This window comes from Dactylosporangium siamense, from assembly GCF_016862795.1.
Classification (GTDB): Bacteria; Actinomycetota; Actinomycetes; order Mycobacteriales; family Micromonosporaceae; genus Dactylosporangium; species Dactylosporangium siamense.
In genome coordinates, this window is record NZ_BONQ01000069.1 from 42,563 (window position 1) to 57,020 (window position 14,458).

General features: G+C 72.2%; 8 protein-coding genes and 1 pseudogene. 5 read left to right on the forward strand and 4 right to left on the reverse strand.

What is annotated here, in order from left to right:
- Positions 1-11 precede the first annotated feature (11 nt).
- The 5 genes and pseudogenes from deoC to Dsi01nite_RS59190 form a co-directional block, all read left to right on the forward strand.
- The gene (deoC, locus tag Dsi01nite_RS22040; protein ID WP_203848109.1) at positions 12-947 is read left to right on the forward strand and encodes a deoxyribose-phosphate aldolase; all 936 of its coding nucleotides are present in this window, start codon (positions 12-14) and stop codon (positions 945-947) included.
- A 4-nt stretch (positions 948-951) separates the two neighbouring features.
- On the forward strand, positions 952-2,382 hold the full coding sequence (locus Dsi01nite_RS22045; protein ID WP_203848110.1) for an aldehyde dehydrogenase family protein: 1,431 nt from the start codon (positions 952-954) through the stop codon (positions 2,380-2,382).
- Complete coding sequence (locus Dsi01nite_RS22050) at positions 2,372-3,247, forward strand: aldehyde dehydrogenase family protein (protein ID WP_203848111.1); 876 nt, start codon at positions 2,372-2,374, stop codon at positions 3,245-3,247. The genes Dsi01nite_RS22045 and Dsi01nite_RS22050 overlap by 11 nt, the downstream gene beginning before the upstream one ends.
- Before the next feature lie 91 nt (positions 3,248-3,338).
- The gene (locus Dsi01nite_RS22055) at positions 3,339-4,514 is read left to right on the forward strand and encodes a SatS C-terminal domain-containing protein (RefSeq protein WP_239136076.1); all 1,176 of its coding nucleotides are present in this window, start codon (positions 3,339-3,341) and stop codon (positions 4,512-4,514) included.
- 3,175 nt (positions 4,515-7,689) lie between these two features.
- Positions 7,690-8,424 (forward strand): annotated as a pseudogene (locus Dsi01nite_RS59190) (transposase); the annotation flags it as partial.
- A gap of 993 nt (positions 8,425-9,417) precedes the next feature.
- On the opposite strand, the gene Dsi01nite_RS22065 reads toward Dsi01nite_RS59190, so the two are convergent.
- The 4 genes from Dsi01nite_RS22065 to Dsi01nite_RS22080 all read right to left on the reverse strand — a co-directional run bounded on the left by Dsi01nite_RS22065 (position 9,418) and on the right by Dsi01nite_RS22080 (position 14,330).
- Positions 9,418-10,020: a GTP-binding protein gene (locus Dsi01nite_RS22065; RefSeq protein WP_203848113.1), complete on the reverse strand. Its 603-nt coding sequence runs from the start codon at positions 10,018-10,020 to the stop codon at positions 9,418-9,420.
- Positions 10,001-10,378 (reverse strand): DUF742 domain-containing protein, encoded by a 378-nt coding sequence (locus Dsi01nite_RS22070; RefSeq protein WP_033358337.1) that lies wholly within the window; start codon positions 10,376-10,378, stop codon positions 10,001-10,003. Before Dsi01nite_RS22070 ends, Dsi01nite_RS22065 begins: the two co-directional genes overlap by 20 nt.
- A gap of 98 nt (positions 10,379-10,476) precedes the next feature.
- Positions 10,477-10,881 (reverse strand): roadblock/LC7 domain-containing protein, encoded by a 405-nt coding sequence (locus Dsi01nite_RS22075; protein WP_033358336.1) that lies wholly within the window; start codon positions 10,879-10,881, stop codon positions 10,477-10,479.
- A complete protein-coding gene (locus Dsi01nite_RS22080) occupies positions 10,878-14,330 on the reverse strand; it encodes a sensor histidine kinase (RefSeq protein WP_308442080.1) in 3,453 nt (1,150 codons plus the stop codon). The genes Dsi01nite_RS22075 and Dsi01nite_RS22080 overlap by 4 nt, the downstream gene beginning before the upstream one ends.
- Positions 14,331-14,458: the final 128 nt, after the last annotated feature.

The following is a 14,458-nucleotide window of genomic DNA, read 5'->3' on the forward strand; positions in this document are numbered from 1 at the left end:
AGACTCAGGTCATGTCCCTCACCGCCGAGGTCGCGCGCTCACAAGGCGCCCTGCGGACCTTCCTGCACGGTTTGCCCGGTGTCGACCAGGTTGGCGCGGAGCAGCGCGCCGCCATGCTGGGCACCCGGTCGATCAAGACGACAGCGAAGGCGCAGGCCCTGGATCTGGCGATCCGCATGGTCGACCTGACGACACTCGAAGGCTCCGACACCCCGGGCAAGGTCCGGGCGCTGTGCGCGAAGGCGGTCCGGCCCGACCCCGCCGACCCGACCTGCCCGAGCGCCGCCGCGATCTGCGTCTACCCGGCGATGATCTCGGTGGCCGCCGAGGCGTTGCGCGGCAGCGGGGTCCACCTGGCCAGCGTCGCCACCGCCTTCCCGTCCGGGCAGGCGCCGCTGGACGTGAAGCTCGCCGACACCCGGGCGGCCGTCGCGGACGGCGCCGACGAGATCGACATGGTGATCAAGCGCGGCGCGTTCCTGGCCGGGCGGTATGCCGAGGTCCACGACGAGATCGTGGCGGTCAAGGAGGCGTGCGGCGACGCGCACCTCAAGGTCATCCTGGAGACCGGCGAGCTGGCCACCCTCGACAACGTGCGCCGCGCCTCCTGGCTGGCGATGCTGGCCGGCGCCGACTTCATCAAGACCTCGACCGGCAAGATCCAGCCGGCGGCGACGCTGCCGGTGACGCTGGTCATGCTGGAGGCGGTGCGCGACTTCCGGGCCGCGACCGGCCGGATCATCGGGGTGAAGCCCGCCGGCGGCATCCGCACGGCGAAGGACGCGATCAAGTACCTGGTCATGGTCAACGAGACCGCCGGCCCCGACTGGCTGGACCCGGACCGGTTCCGGTTCGGCGCCTCCACGCTGCTCAACGACCTGCTCATGCAGCGGACCAAGCTCGCCACCGGCCACTACGCGGGCCCCGACTACTTCACCTTGGACTAGGGCGATGGACTTTCAGTACGCACCGGCGCCGGAGTCACGTTCGGTCGTCGACATCCGGTCCTCCTATGGCCTGTTCATCAACGGCGCGTTCGTCGACGGGCGGGGCGAGTCGTTCAAGTCGGTCAACCCGGCCACCGAGGAGGCCCTGGCCGACATCGCGGCGGCCTCCGCGGAGGACGTCGACGCGGCGGTGCGGGCGGCACGTCACGCCTTCGACACGGTCTGGGGCCCGATGCCCGGGCGGGAGCGGGCGAAGTACCTGTTCCGGATCGCCCGGATCATCCAGGAACGGGCCCGTGAGCTCGCGGTGCTCGAGTCCCTCGACAACGGCAAGCCGATCCGCGAGTCGCGGGACGTCGACGTGCCGCTCGTCGCCGCCCATTTCTTCTACTACGCGGGCTGGGCCGACAAGCTGCCGTATGCCGGGTTCGGTCCGGACCCGAAGCCGCTCGGCGTGGCCGCTCAGGTCATCCCGTGGAACTTTCCGTTGTTGATGTTGGCGTGGAAGATCGCGCCGGCGCTCGCGGCGGGCAACACGGTGGTGCTGAAGCCGGCCGAGACGACGCCGCTGACGGCGCTGCTGTTCGCGGAGATCTGCCAGCAGGCGGAGCTGCCGCCGGGCGTGGTCAACATCATCACCGGCGCCGGGGACACCGGCCGGCTGCTCGTCGAGCACGCCGGCGTCGACAAGGTGGCGTTCACCGGCTCGACCGAGGTCGGGCGGGCCATCGCGCGGGCCGCCGCCGGCACCCGCAAGCGGCTCACCCTCGAGCTGGGCGGCAAGGCCGCCAACATCGTCTTCGACGACGCGGCGCTCGACCAGGCGGTCGAGGGCGTGGTCAACGGCATCTTCTTCAACCAGGGGCACGTCTGCTGCGCCGGGTCCCGGCTGCTGCTGCAGGAGTCCGTGGCGGAGGAGTTCCTCGAGTCGCTGAAGCGGCGGATGGCTTCTTTGCGGGTCGGCGATCCGCTGGACAAGAACACCGACGTCGGCGCGATCAACTCCTCGGCCCAGCTGGCCCGCATCCGGCAGCTGTCGCAGATCGGCGAGGACGAGGGCGCTGAGCGCTGGTCCGCGCCGTGCGAGCTGCCGTCGCGCGGCTACTGGTTCGCCCCGACGATCTTCACCGGCGTGACGCAGGCGCACCGGATCGCCCGGGAGGAGATCTTCGGGCCGGTGCTGTCGGTGCTGACGTTCCGCACCCCGGACGAAGCCGTCGAGAAGGCCAACAACACGCCCTACGGGCTGTCCGCCGGGATCTGGACCGAGAAGGGCTCCCGGATCCTGCACATCGCGGACAAGCTGCGGGCCGGCGTCGTGTGGGCCAACACCTTCAACAAGTTCGACCCGACGTCACCCTTCGGCGGCTACAAGGAGTCCGGCTACGGCCGCGAGGGCGGCCGTCACGGGCTGGAGGCCTACCTTGAGCACTGAGTCACCGGCACGGCTCGCCGTGCGCAAGACGTACAAGCTGTACATCGGCGGTGCGTTCCCCCGCAGCGAGTCCGGGAGGTCCTACCAGGTGCATTCCGCGTCCGGCGCGTTCCTGGCCAACGCCGCGCTCGGCTCCCGCAAGGACGCCCGCGACGCGGTCAAGGCGGCCCGCGCGGCCGTCGGCAAGTGGTCCGGCGCCACCGCCTACAACCGCGGCCAGGTCCTGTACCGGGTGGCCGAGGTCCTCGAGGGCCGCCACGAGCAGTTCGTCAGCGAGGTGAAGGCCGCCGAGGGCGGCTCGCGCAAGGAGGCCGCGGCCCAGGTGGACGCCGCGATCGACCGGTGGGTCTGGTATGCGGGCTGGTCGGACAAGATCGCGCAGATCCACGGCGGGGCCAACCCGGTCGCCGGGCCGTACTTCAACCTGTCCGCGCCCGAGCCGACCGGGGTCGTGGCCGTCGTCGCGCCCGCCGGCTCGTCGCTGCTCGGCCTGGTCAGCGTCATCGCGCCGGCGATCGTGACGGGCAACACCGTCGTGGTCGTCGCCTCCACCGACAAGCCGCTGCCGGCGATCTCGCTCACCGAGGTCCTCGCGACCTCCGACCTGCCGGGCGGCGTCGTCAACGTCCTCACCGGCAAGGTCGCCGAGATCGCGCCGTGGCTCGCTTCGCACCTGGACGTCAACGCCATCGATCTCACGGGTGTGACGGACGACACGCTCGCCAAGGACTTGGAAGTCGCGGCGGCGGAGAACCTGAAGCGGGTGATCCGACCTGCTGACCCTGACTGGAACGCCGATCCGGGTGTGTCACGCATGCTGGCCCTGCTGGAGATCAAGACGGTCTGGCACCCCAAGGGGGTCTGACCGTCGCCAACCGGGCACACTAGGGTGTTTGTGCGCGAGGCCATGTAAGTGAGCAGTGTGCCCGCACGCCGAGCCGACTACGGAGGTCACAGTGGCCCGCCAGTCTTCCCGTCCGTCTTCTTCACGTCCGGCGTCCTCGCGCCCAGCAGCGGCGAAGAAGAGCACACCGGCCCCGGAGCCGGCCGCCGCCGAAGAGGTTTCGGACATTTCGGACACCACTGAGACGACGGACGTCGTCGAGGACGTCGACGCCGTCGAGGCGGTTGAGGATGTCGACGCGGTCGAGGACGACGAGGTCGAGGACGACGACGCCGACTTCAACGAGGAGGACGGCGGCCGGGAGCGCTCCGCACAGGCCGACGCGATGTGGACCGACGTCAACATCGAGCCGGTCGAGATCGCGCTGCTGAAGGGCGTCGGCTACACCCTGCGGGCCTACCGGCTGTCGACCGAGCTCACCCCGACCGAGCTGGACGAGGAGGAGGACGACTTCGCGATCCTCCACCGCCGCGAGGTGGACGAGGAAGAGGTCGTCATCCTCGACGAGAACGCGGAGCTGTTCGCCGAGGAGGAGCCTCCCGCGGCCCTGACCAAGTCCGCGAAGAAGAAGTCCGCCCGGGACGAGTCCGACGACGAATCGGACGACGAGTCCGACGAGGACGACGCCGTCGCGAAGGACGAGTCCGATGACGACGACGATTCCGACGAAGCGGACGATGTCGACGCCGAGGCCTCCGAAGAGGACGAGGATGACGACGAGGACGAGGACGAGGAGGAGCCCGAGGAGGTTCCCGCGTTCCTCGGTCACCGCGGCAAGCTGCTGCTGTTCCGCAGCGTCGAGGGGCTCGTCGAGTTCGTGAAGTCCGACGAGGAGCACGACCTGCTCCAGCTCGACACGTGGAGCAGCCTGAAGACCCGCATCACCGCCTCCTCGGTGGTGCCGAAGGACGAGGACCGCTACGAGCTGGACCTCGTCGTGGAGAACCTCCGCGGCGGCCAGGACGCCTGGGACGGCGAGCTGCTCATCGCCGCCGGCGAGGCCGCCCGCGACCTGGCCTACTCGCTGCGCCTGGAGCCGGTCCGCACCGCCCTCTCGCCGGGCTCCCCCCTCGACGACCTCGACGAGGCACTGCGCGCGGCGGCCGGCGGCGGCGTCGGCGGCTTCTTCGCCAAGCGCCGGCTGAGGAAAATCGGGGCACAACAGGCAGCGCTCGGCTGGCGGACCATAATCGGCAAGATTTCTGCCGCTGTGGACTGGCGTGATTGATTTGTGACCGACAGGATCTAAGCCGTGGGCATTTTGGCACGGCGGGCAAGACCCGACCTTTGACCGGACGGGTGCGGCGCCGCGCGACGATCAGCCGATGAGGGCATTCAACCGAAACGGCTGATCGCGTCATCGCTTCACCTCCTGTTCACTAGAGGTCGTTCAGTTTGACCTGCGGCAACACACGGCGGGGCGCCGGGACACGCCCCCGCCGACGTGATGAAAGCTCAACTTGCTGTCCCGAGAGGAGGACGACGCGGTGGCGCTCGTTCGGGTGTACTGCGGTCTGGCGTCGGCTGATCTCGCCGAGCCGCAGTCAAGCTCCGAAATCTGGTTGACCGTCGCGGTCGTCGACGACGCCGGCCGACTCATCGACATCTGCGAGGTGAGCGACGACGCCGGCGGCTACGCCGAGCTCAGCGCGCTGCTCGCGCAACGCTCCGGCGGCCAGTCCGCCGTGGCGGTCGCGGCCGAGAGCGACGACCACGTCGTCACCCAGCTGCTCACCGCGGCCGGGCGCAACCTCGCCTTCACCGACGATGACTCGGCCGACGACTACGCCGAGCGCTTCGCCGACGACGAGTCGCCGGAGGAGATCCAGTCCAACGCCGCCGAGCGGCGCGCCGTGGGCCTCGCCCGCGCGCTGCAGGCCGGCGTGCTCTCCGCGGTCGGGCAGTCCCCGCCGCGCGACATGCTGCCGCTGAAGCCGGTCCTGGCCGCGCACGCCGCGGTCGTCGCCGGCCGGCAGAGCGCCGCCGCGACGCTGCGGGAGGTGCTGCGCGAGCTGTACCCGGCCGCGCTGCGCGCCTACCCGGACCCGGCCGAGACGATCCCGCTCGCGATCCTCGACGCGCTGCCGGAGCCCGGCATCCTCGGCGGCGGTGCCGCCGGGCGGAACCGGGACGCCCAGGTCGTCACCGAGCTCGCCGCCGGCGGGGTCGCCGACGCCACCACCCTCGGCGAGGCGATCACCGCGCTGCGGGTCGCGATCGCCGAGACCCCCCGCCGCACCGGGGTCAACCGGGCGCTCACCGCCGCGGTCGCCGAGACCATCCGGCAGTCCGTCGCCGCGGTCCGCGCCTGCGACGCCGCCGCCGCCTCACTCGTCGGCGTCCTCGCCGAGAAGATGAGCCCGTCGCGCCAGCAGCCCGGCCGCCAGCGCTCGCCGCTGACGCCGGTCGCGCCGCTGCGCGCCGCACCGCCCGTGCCCACGTCCGCCCCGAGCTCGGCCGGGTCCCTCGGATCCGTCGCCGCCGTCGGGCAGGACGCGCCGCCGACCCGCAGCCGGGTCGCCGCCCGCGCCGCCGAGGCAGCCCGGGCCGCCGAGTCGACCGCCGCCCAGGCCACGCCCGCCGCGTTCGGGGCAGGAGCCCAGCCGGCCGCCGGTGGACGCACCAACGCCGCCGCGGCCACCGGTGGCCGCCGTCGGGCCCAGACCGCGCCCGCCCAGGCCCAGCCGCCGGCCGTCTCCGCGCCGCCGGCTGCCGCCTCGGGCCTGCCGTCGCGCCGTGGCGTCGTGTCCGGGCCGCCCGCGGCCGCCACGACCCCGCCGGTGACCTCGACGCCGCCGGGCTACCAGCCCGCGGCCGCCGCGTACGGCCAGCCGGTCACCTCGACCCCGCCGGGCTACCAGCCCGCGGCGGCCGCGTACGGCCAGCCGGTGACCTCGACCCCGCCGGGCTACGGCCAGCCGGTCACCTCGACGCCGCCCGGGTTCGGGCAGCAGGTGGCGTCCGCGCCGCCGGCGTACGGCCAGCCGGTCACGTCCACGCCGCCCGGCTACGGGCAGCAGGTCCCGTCCGCGCCGCCGGCCTACGGCCAGCCCGTGACCTCGACGCCGCCGGACTTCGGGCAGCCCGTCACGTCCACGCCGCCCGGTTACGTCACGTCCACGCCCCCGGCGTACGGGGTCAGCTCGACGCCCCCGGCCTACGGGGTCACCTCGACGCCGCCCGGCTACACGGCACCGCCGAGCTACTCGGCGACCTTCCCGGGCGCGTTCGACAGCACGCCGGCCGGTGGGCCGGGTCAGCCGGCCGCCCCGCCGTACCAGCCGGCCGCCTACCAGCCGCCGGCACCGACCTACGCACCCGCGCCGCCGATCCCGCCGACCTACCAGCAGCAGCCGGTCCCGGCGTCGATGCAGTCGATCCCGGTGCCGCTGCAGCCCGCGCCGCCGCAGCCGGTGCCGGTCGCACCCCTGCCCGTCGCGCCGGCCCCGGTCGCCCCACCGCCGGTCGCACCGACCCCGGTGATCCCGCCGCCGGCCGCGACCGAGCCGACGTTCGCCTCGCTGATGCCGACGCCCCCACCGGGCATCGCCCCACTGCTCTCCGACGGTGGCTTCGACTTCACCCGCCCCTCCTCCGCGCCTCCGGCCGCGGCCCAGGAGAGCGACAGCGGCGCCATCCGGCTCAGTGACCTCAGCTCCCTCGGCGAGCCGCCGACCCTGGACCCGGCGACGCCGGCGCCCGGGACGCGGAGCAGTTGGCCGCTGAGCGGCGCCGAGAGCGGCGACGCGTTCGACGGCGACCCGCTGAAGATGACGACGTCGGCGTTCGCGGTCGAGACCCCGGCCCCGCCGTTCTCGTCGGAGGCACCGTCGTTCTCGTCGGAAGCCCCGTCGTTCTCGTCGGAGGCTCCGTCGTTCTCGTCGGATCTGAGCAGCCTGCCGCGCCTGAGCGACCTGCCCAAGCCGCCGGTCGAGCTGCGCGACCTCGAGACCACCGGCGACTTCGGCCGCCGCGGCACCGCGGACGCGTCCGACGCCGCCGGCCGCACCGAGCACGCGGAGCTGCTCAACCGCTCCGAGCTCAGCCGGTCCGAGCGCAACCGGGCGGACCGCAACCGGGCCGACCGCGACCCGCTCAACCGCTCCGACCTGTCGACCTCGGAAGACGACGCGGGTGCGGAGCCGAGCCGGGGACGGCGCGGTAGCCGCGCCGACGAGGCAGCGTCGACCGCGAGATCCGAAGGCCGCCGCTCGGAGCGCTCGGAGCGCTCGCGCGCCGAGGCCGCAGAGCCGTCGCGGTCCGAGCGGTCCCGCACGGAGATCCCGCGCTCGGAGCGGTCCCGGACCGAGATCCCGCGGTCCGAGCGCTCCCGCACCGAGATCCCCCGCAGCGAGCGGTCCCGGGCCGAGCGCCCGGTCGAGCTGCCCCGCCAGCGTGAGGGTCGCGTCCCGCCCCCGTGGCAGACCGGCGACCTGCCGGCCGAGCCCGCCGGCCTCCGGCTCGTCGAGCCCGCCCCAGTGCCGGACCCGGCGCTCAGCGGATACTCCGACGAGCTGAGCGGGGAGTACAGCGGCGAGTTCCGCTTCGAGCCGCCCGCCCTCCGCCTCGTCGAGGGCCCGGCCGAACGCGCCACCGCCCGCAGCAACGGCACCGGCGCGGGCCGCAGCCGCCGCGCCGCCGCCGAACGCGCCGAGGCCACCACCAAGCCCGCCGACGAGGCGGACGGTGACCTGTTGATATTCGCCGCGGCACGCTCCGCGTGGTTCACCGACTGGGACGCCGACAGCGAGACGGAGACCCCGGCCGAGCGCCCCACCGTCAACTGGGACAACCAGAACGACTCCGCCTGGCGGGCCGCCGAGGAGGCCGCCCAGCCGAAGCTCGGCGACGAGACCTCCACCGGCCTGCCGCGGCGCGTGCCGCAGCAGAACCTGGTCCCCGGCTCTCCGATCAACTCCCCGGAGCGCCCGCTGCGCATCGTCCGCGACGCCGCGCAGATCGCCGCCCACACCACGGGCTACTTCCGTGGCTGGCGCCGGGGCCAGGAGGTCGGCGGGTTCGCCGTCGGCGGCCGCCCGGGTCGCGAGGCGGCCGGCGGCTGGGACTTCAGCCGCGAACGCGAGGCCAGCCGCGAGTACCAGGAGCGCGAGTTCGAGTACCGCTCAGCACGCCGCTGAGTCTTTGTGCACCGCCGCAGGGCCGCTCTCTTCCGGGGGCGGCCCTGCGGCGTTTTGCCGTGTCCCTACGCATCGTCCGGCCCTCGCCGGTCGTGCCCCCCACCCGACCAGACCGCTCCTTCGATCGCCGGCAAGATCTACCCGGCGGGCAGCGGTGTAGCGGATTGGTGACGCATCGTCGACAATTGCGGCGGGCGGTGGACCCGGCAGTGTGTCGACGGAAGAATCGATGGCACGGCACCACGGCGATCGCCCCATCGAGCTCGGCCCGGTTCCAGTAGCGCCGCAATCCCGCCCAGACGCACCGTGACCGGCTGCACGACCCCTGGCCACATTCGGATATCCATCGCACACTGTCGAACTTTCAGCGGCTTCTCAGAGCTTCCCCGGCCCGGACGCGATCTGAGTTCGTCGCTGTGATCCCACCCGCCCTAGGACCACGACGTAACCGCCCGACTCCGACCGGCACGCCGATCCCGCTCGACCAGCGCACGATCACGGCCCGCTCCCGCAGGGTGACCCGACCAGCCAACCGGCAGGCGGACGCCACAACCGACCGCAGCAGACCTCACGACCAAGCCCCACGCCAAGCCCGCGCGAGCGGCCCTGGGCGGGCAGAACCCACGCGAGCGGACTCTCGTGCGGGCAGAACCTTGCGGGCAGAACCCCGCCGGGGCGGACCCACAGGCAGCAGGTCACGCGAACGAGATTCACCCGCAGGCCCCAGCCGCCCAGACCGCGCAAGCGAAACCCAAACGCAGACCCCAGCCGCCCACCCGCCCAGGCCACGCGAGCAGGGACGACACCGGCAGGCGGCGCGAGCGAAGCCCCGAGTGAGCAGGACCAATCGCGTGGAGAAGCCGGAGACGGCTCGTCGTGCCGGCGAAGGGGCGGCGGTGGGCGCAGACAGACGCGCGCACCGGGTCCGCCCTGCTGAGGAGGCGGACGCGGTGCGCGCGGAGACGTGCTGAAGAGAGGGGTTGTTGCCGGAGGTTACGCGGGGGCGGTCGCCCGGGTGCGGCGCATCGACAGGACGTACTCCACCAGGGAGATGAGCACGTTCTTCGTCGACTCCCGGGAGCGGGCGTCGCAGGAGACGACCGGGACGTCGCTGGAGATCGCGAGCGCCTCACGGACGTCGTCGGCGTTGTGGTACTGCACGCCGTCGAAGCAGTTGATCGCGACGAGGTACGGCAGCCGCCGATGCTCGAAGAAGTCGATCGCGGCGAAACAGTCGGCGAGACGCCGGGTGTCCACCATGACGACGGCACCGATGGCGCCGCGGACCAGTTCGTCCCACATGAACCAGAAACGGGTCTGGCCCGGCGTGCCGAACAGGTACAGGATCAGGTCACGGTCGATCGAGATACGACCGAAGTCCATCGCGACCGTGGTCGTCGTCTTGCCGGGGACATTGCGGGTGTCGTCCACACCGACGCCGGCGGACGTCATGATGGCCTCGGTGGTCAGCGGCGTGATCTCCGAGACCGAGCCGACCAGTGTGGTCTTGCCCACGCCGAACCCTCCGGCGATGACGATCTTCGCTGACGTGACCCGCCCTGGGCGGACTGCCACGTCAGAGCCTCCGAAGTCCACTCAGCACCCTCTCAAGCAGTTCTGTGCCCACCGACTCGTTTTCGTCGAGCGAGGTCGGCTCGTACACCGCGACGAGTCCGTCGGCAGCCATGTCCGCAACGATGACCCGCGCGACACCCAGCGGAAGCTGCATGCGCGCCGCGATCTCAGCGAGAGACTGCAAGCGACCGTCGCAAAGCGTGGAAATGTATTGCTGTTCTTGTCCGTGAGCACCGCCCGGCCGAGAGTTGGCCGCTCGACCACGCACGGTGGTCTCGACCAGCGCCTCGATCGCAATATCCAGCTTTGGCCGGGTGCGACCTCGGGTGACGGCGTACGGCCTGACCAACGCGCCGGTTGGTTCATCACGCTCGGCCATGGTCGCCGTTCACCTCCTCACTCGTCGGGCGTCGTCAACAGCTAATGCGTCAACAGCTATGTCGTCATGAGCTAACGCGTAAAGCACCTAGTTCAGTTTCAGCCGAGCATCGATGCAGTCGGCCGGGGTGGCGGTGTCAAAGCGTCACCGACCCGGTCGACCAGCAGCGCCATTTCGTATCCGACCTGACCGACGTCGCACGCACGGGCCGCGAGGACCGCGAATGAGGAGCCGTCGGAGATCGACATGAGGAAGAGGAAACCGTTGTCCATTTCGACGACGGTCTGCAGCACCGCCCCGCCCTCGAAGCAGCGGGAGGCGCCCTGCGTGAGGCTCACCAAACCGGAGGCGATCGCGGCGAGCTGGTCGCCCCGGTCGCGCGGCAGGTCACGAGAGGCGGCCAACAGCAGACCGTCTGCCGAGACGGCTACCGCGTGGGCGACGCCCGGCACCCGGTCTGCGAAGTTGGCGAGCAGCCAACCGAGATCCTGCGTAGATGTCATGCCTCTTGCTCCTTGCCAACCTGCGAGTTTTGAGGCCCGGCCGAAGTGGGCTCCGGGGTTTTCGAGTCGTCGGACCGGGTGCGGCCGCGCTGAACGCCTCGGTGATACGCGGACAACAGACCACGCACGGACTCCGGCGTGCGCCGATGCACCGTGGCGGGGTTCTTCTCCACCCCACCGGGGACCAGCTGCGCCTGCGGCACGCGTTTTGGCAAACCCGTGTCGGTCGTCGCAAATTCCTGTTCCTCGGCGAGCGCGGCCGCCGCCTGCCATCCTTCGTCAGCCGCAGTCTGCCAGTTTACCGCCGGACCGCCGGATGTCCGGTCGGCCGAACCTCGCGAAGCTTCACCCGGAACCCGGGTTTCAAAACGCTGCGGCGGCACGTATGCCGTGTCGCTGTAGGTCACCTCGACCGGCCGCGTCGCCGAGGCACCGTTGGACACCGGAGCCGGGGCCGGCGGTGCGGCAGGAGCGGCGGCGACAGGCTCGTCGTCGAAGGTCGGGTGCTTGCTGGTGCTCTGGAACCAGGCCGACTCCAGCTCGCGGAAGATCGGCAGCTCCATCGTCTCGTCGACGAAGCGCTGGCGGGAGTCGCCGGCGTCGCTGTCGGAGGTCGAGGGGTCCCAGTCGAGCCGCACGCGCGGGATCTCCGCGGTCATGTCGACCGGCGGGTAGGCCTCGGGTTGCGGCGGCGCGTAGGCGTCCGCCTGCTGGGCCGCCGCGGCCGCATACCTGTCGGGCTGCGACGCGCCGGGCGCGGGCGCCGGGGACACCGGCGGCCAGGCGGGCGGTGCCGCCGCGGCCGGAGGCGGCCCACCGGCCGCGTACGCCGTGGGGGCGTCGTAGCCGCGCGGTCCGGGTGCCTCGGGGCGCTGCCGCGGGATCTGGCCGCCGGGCTCGTCCTCGACCTCGCCGTCGACGTCCCAGTTCTCGTTGGCGCGACGCTGCGGCAGCGGGTTGAGGTCGCCGGGCGACTGCCGGCCCTGGTCGCCGCTGACACCGGTCAGGTCCGACCACGCGGGCAGGCTGCGAGCGGGACCGGGTCCGACCGGCGGACGGCCGCCGAAGCCACCGTCCCGGGGACCGGGGCCGACCTCGCGGGGGTCGGAGCCCTGGCCGCCGGCGAAGCCCTCGCGGGGCGCCGGGCCGGACGGGCCCTGACCGAAGCCGCCGCCGTCGTGGAAGGCGCTGGGTCCGCCACCGTACGGAGGCTGCCCGTTGCCCGTGGGCGGGATCTCCCGCCGCGGCGGCGCACCGTTGGCGAAGCCGTTGACCGTCGGCCGCTCGCCGGTGTGGCCACCACCACCGAACAGACCGCTGCTGGTGAGCGTGCCGAAGCGCGGGCCTCCGTTGCCGCCGCCGACCGGCGCCGGACCGCTTTCCAGCGCCAGCGGCGAGGCGAGCGGGGAGCGCGGTGCGGGCGTCGACGGGATCGGCCGGGCCTGGACCATGTCGTTGGGACCGACGGCGGGCATGCCCGCGGTCGGCATGCCGGCGTTGGCGCGGCCGGACAGCGCCCGCGGCACCAGGACGCCGGCGGGCAGCGTCATGTCGGCGATGGTGCCGCGCTCGCGCGCGGCCCGCAGCTCGACCTTGACGCCGTGCCGGGCGGCCAGCCGGGCGACCACGACGAGGCCCATCATCCGGGAGACGGCGACGTCGACCATCGGCGGGTTGGCGAGGCGCTCGTTGAGCTCGTTGAGCTGCTCGGGCGAGACGCCGATGCCGTGGTCCTCGACGAGGAGGACGGAGCGGTCGCCGACCCGGCGGGCCTCCACGATGACCGCCGAGTCCGGCGGGGAGAAGGCGGTCGCGTTGTCGAGCAGCTCGGCGACCAGGTGGACCATGTCGTTGACCGCGTGGGCCGCGATCTCGATGTCCCGGTCGATCATGCCGAACTCGATGCGCGTGTAGTGCTCGACCTCGGACTGCGCGGCGCGGAGCACGTCCATGAGCGGTGCGGGCTCGCGCTGGATGCGGGTCGAGTCGGCGCCGGCGAGGACCAGGAGGTTCTCGTCGTTACGGCGCATCCGGGTGGCGAGGTGGTCGAGCTGGAAGAGCTCGGCCAGCCGGTCCGGGTCCTCCTCGCCACGCTCCAGGCGGTCCAGGTGGCCGATGAGCCGGTCGACCAGGATCTGGGAGCGGCGGGCGAGGTTGACGAACATCGTCGCGACGCTGGCCCGCAGGGCGGCCTGCTCGGCCGCGGTGCGGACGGCTTCCAGGTGGACGGCGTTGAACGCCTCGGCCACCTGGCCGAACTCGTCGCGACTTCGGACCGGCAGCGGCTCGGCGATCTGCAGCGCCAGCTGGTGCGGCGACATCTGACCGGCGAGCGCCGGGTCACGCAGTCGCTGGACGGCCTGGGGCAGCCCGTACTGCGCGACGGTGAGCGCGCCGTGGCGCAGCTCCCGCAGCGAGCGGGCCATGGACCGGGCCACGATCCAGGCGAAGAGGATGGCGAGCAGCAGCATGCCCAGCAGGGCGCCGGCGGTGACGAGCACCTGGCGCTGCAGGTCGTTGCGGTGCGCCGTGGCGTCCTCGATGTTGTGCTCGTCGAACTCGATCTCGATGCCGCGCAACAGGTTGGTCTTGTTCACCATCGCGTTGTCCCAGTTGGCGACGCTGAAGATGCCGCTGGGTAGTTCCTCGGTGGTGAGCGGGGTGAGCTGGCCCTCGAACTTGGCGGCCTCGCGCAGGTCCGAGCCGGCGATCTTCTTGTCGAACAGGTCGCGGTGCCACGGCTCGGAGACGACCCGGAACTGCTCCTCGGCCTGTTCCTGGCCGTTGAGCGCGGCGTCGAACTCCTTGCGCAGCTGCGGGGTGAACGCCTTGGTGGTGAGGACCCGCAGCACGACGACCCGCTCGAGGGAGACCTGCTCCTTCATCTCGGAGATCGCCGCGGCGGCACGCATGTCGGCGCCGAGCGCCGGGTTGTTGGACAGCTCGGCCGCGGAGTCGCGGATGCTCAGCAGGTCGTCGATCAGCGTGCGGTAGCGGCTGACGACGGTGCTGGCCAGGATCTCCTTGCCGCCCTCGGTGATCTGCTTGCGCATCCCGGGCAGGTCGAGCAGCTGGATGTCGATCGCCGCGAGCTGCTTGCGGAAGTCCTCCGGCGGGTCGGCCAGGCCGGACCGCGTGAGCCGGTAGTCCTTGCTCGCGTCCTCGCTCTTCTGGATCTGGCGCTCGAACGTGGCGCGCGCCTCGACGTCGGCCGGCGAGTTGATCACACCGAGCAGCAGCGCCGCGTTGGCGCGCTCGCTCTGCAGCTCGTGCACGAGGGCCGAGGCCTGGGCCGACAACCCTGAGAGGGTGCGCGCCCGGTCGGCGTCGTTGGCCTGACCGATGTTGTTGACCAGGCCGTTCGTGCCGACCACGATCGTCGCGATGATTGGGACGATCATGATCAGGCCGAGCTTCGACCAGATCGGCAGGTCTCGGAGCCGGCCCACCGGCAGACGCAGACGCGACGAGACGGGCTCCCGCGTCGTTGGCCGTTTGCTCACTTCACCGCCCTCCGAACCGGGGCCTTGTGAAACAGCAGGCACCCGCGACCGGCCGACCCTACTGGGCCAGACCT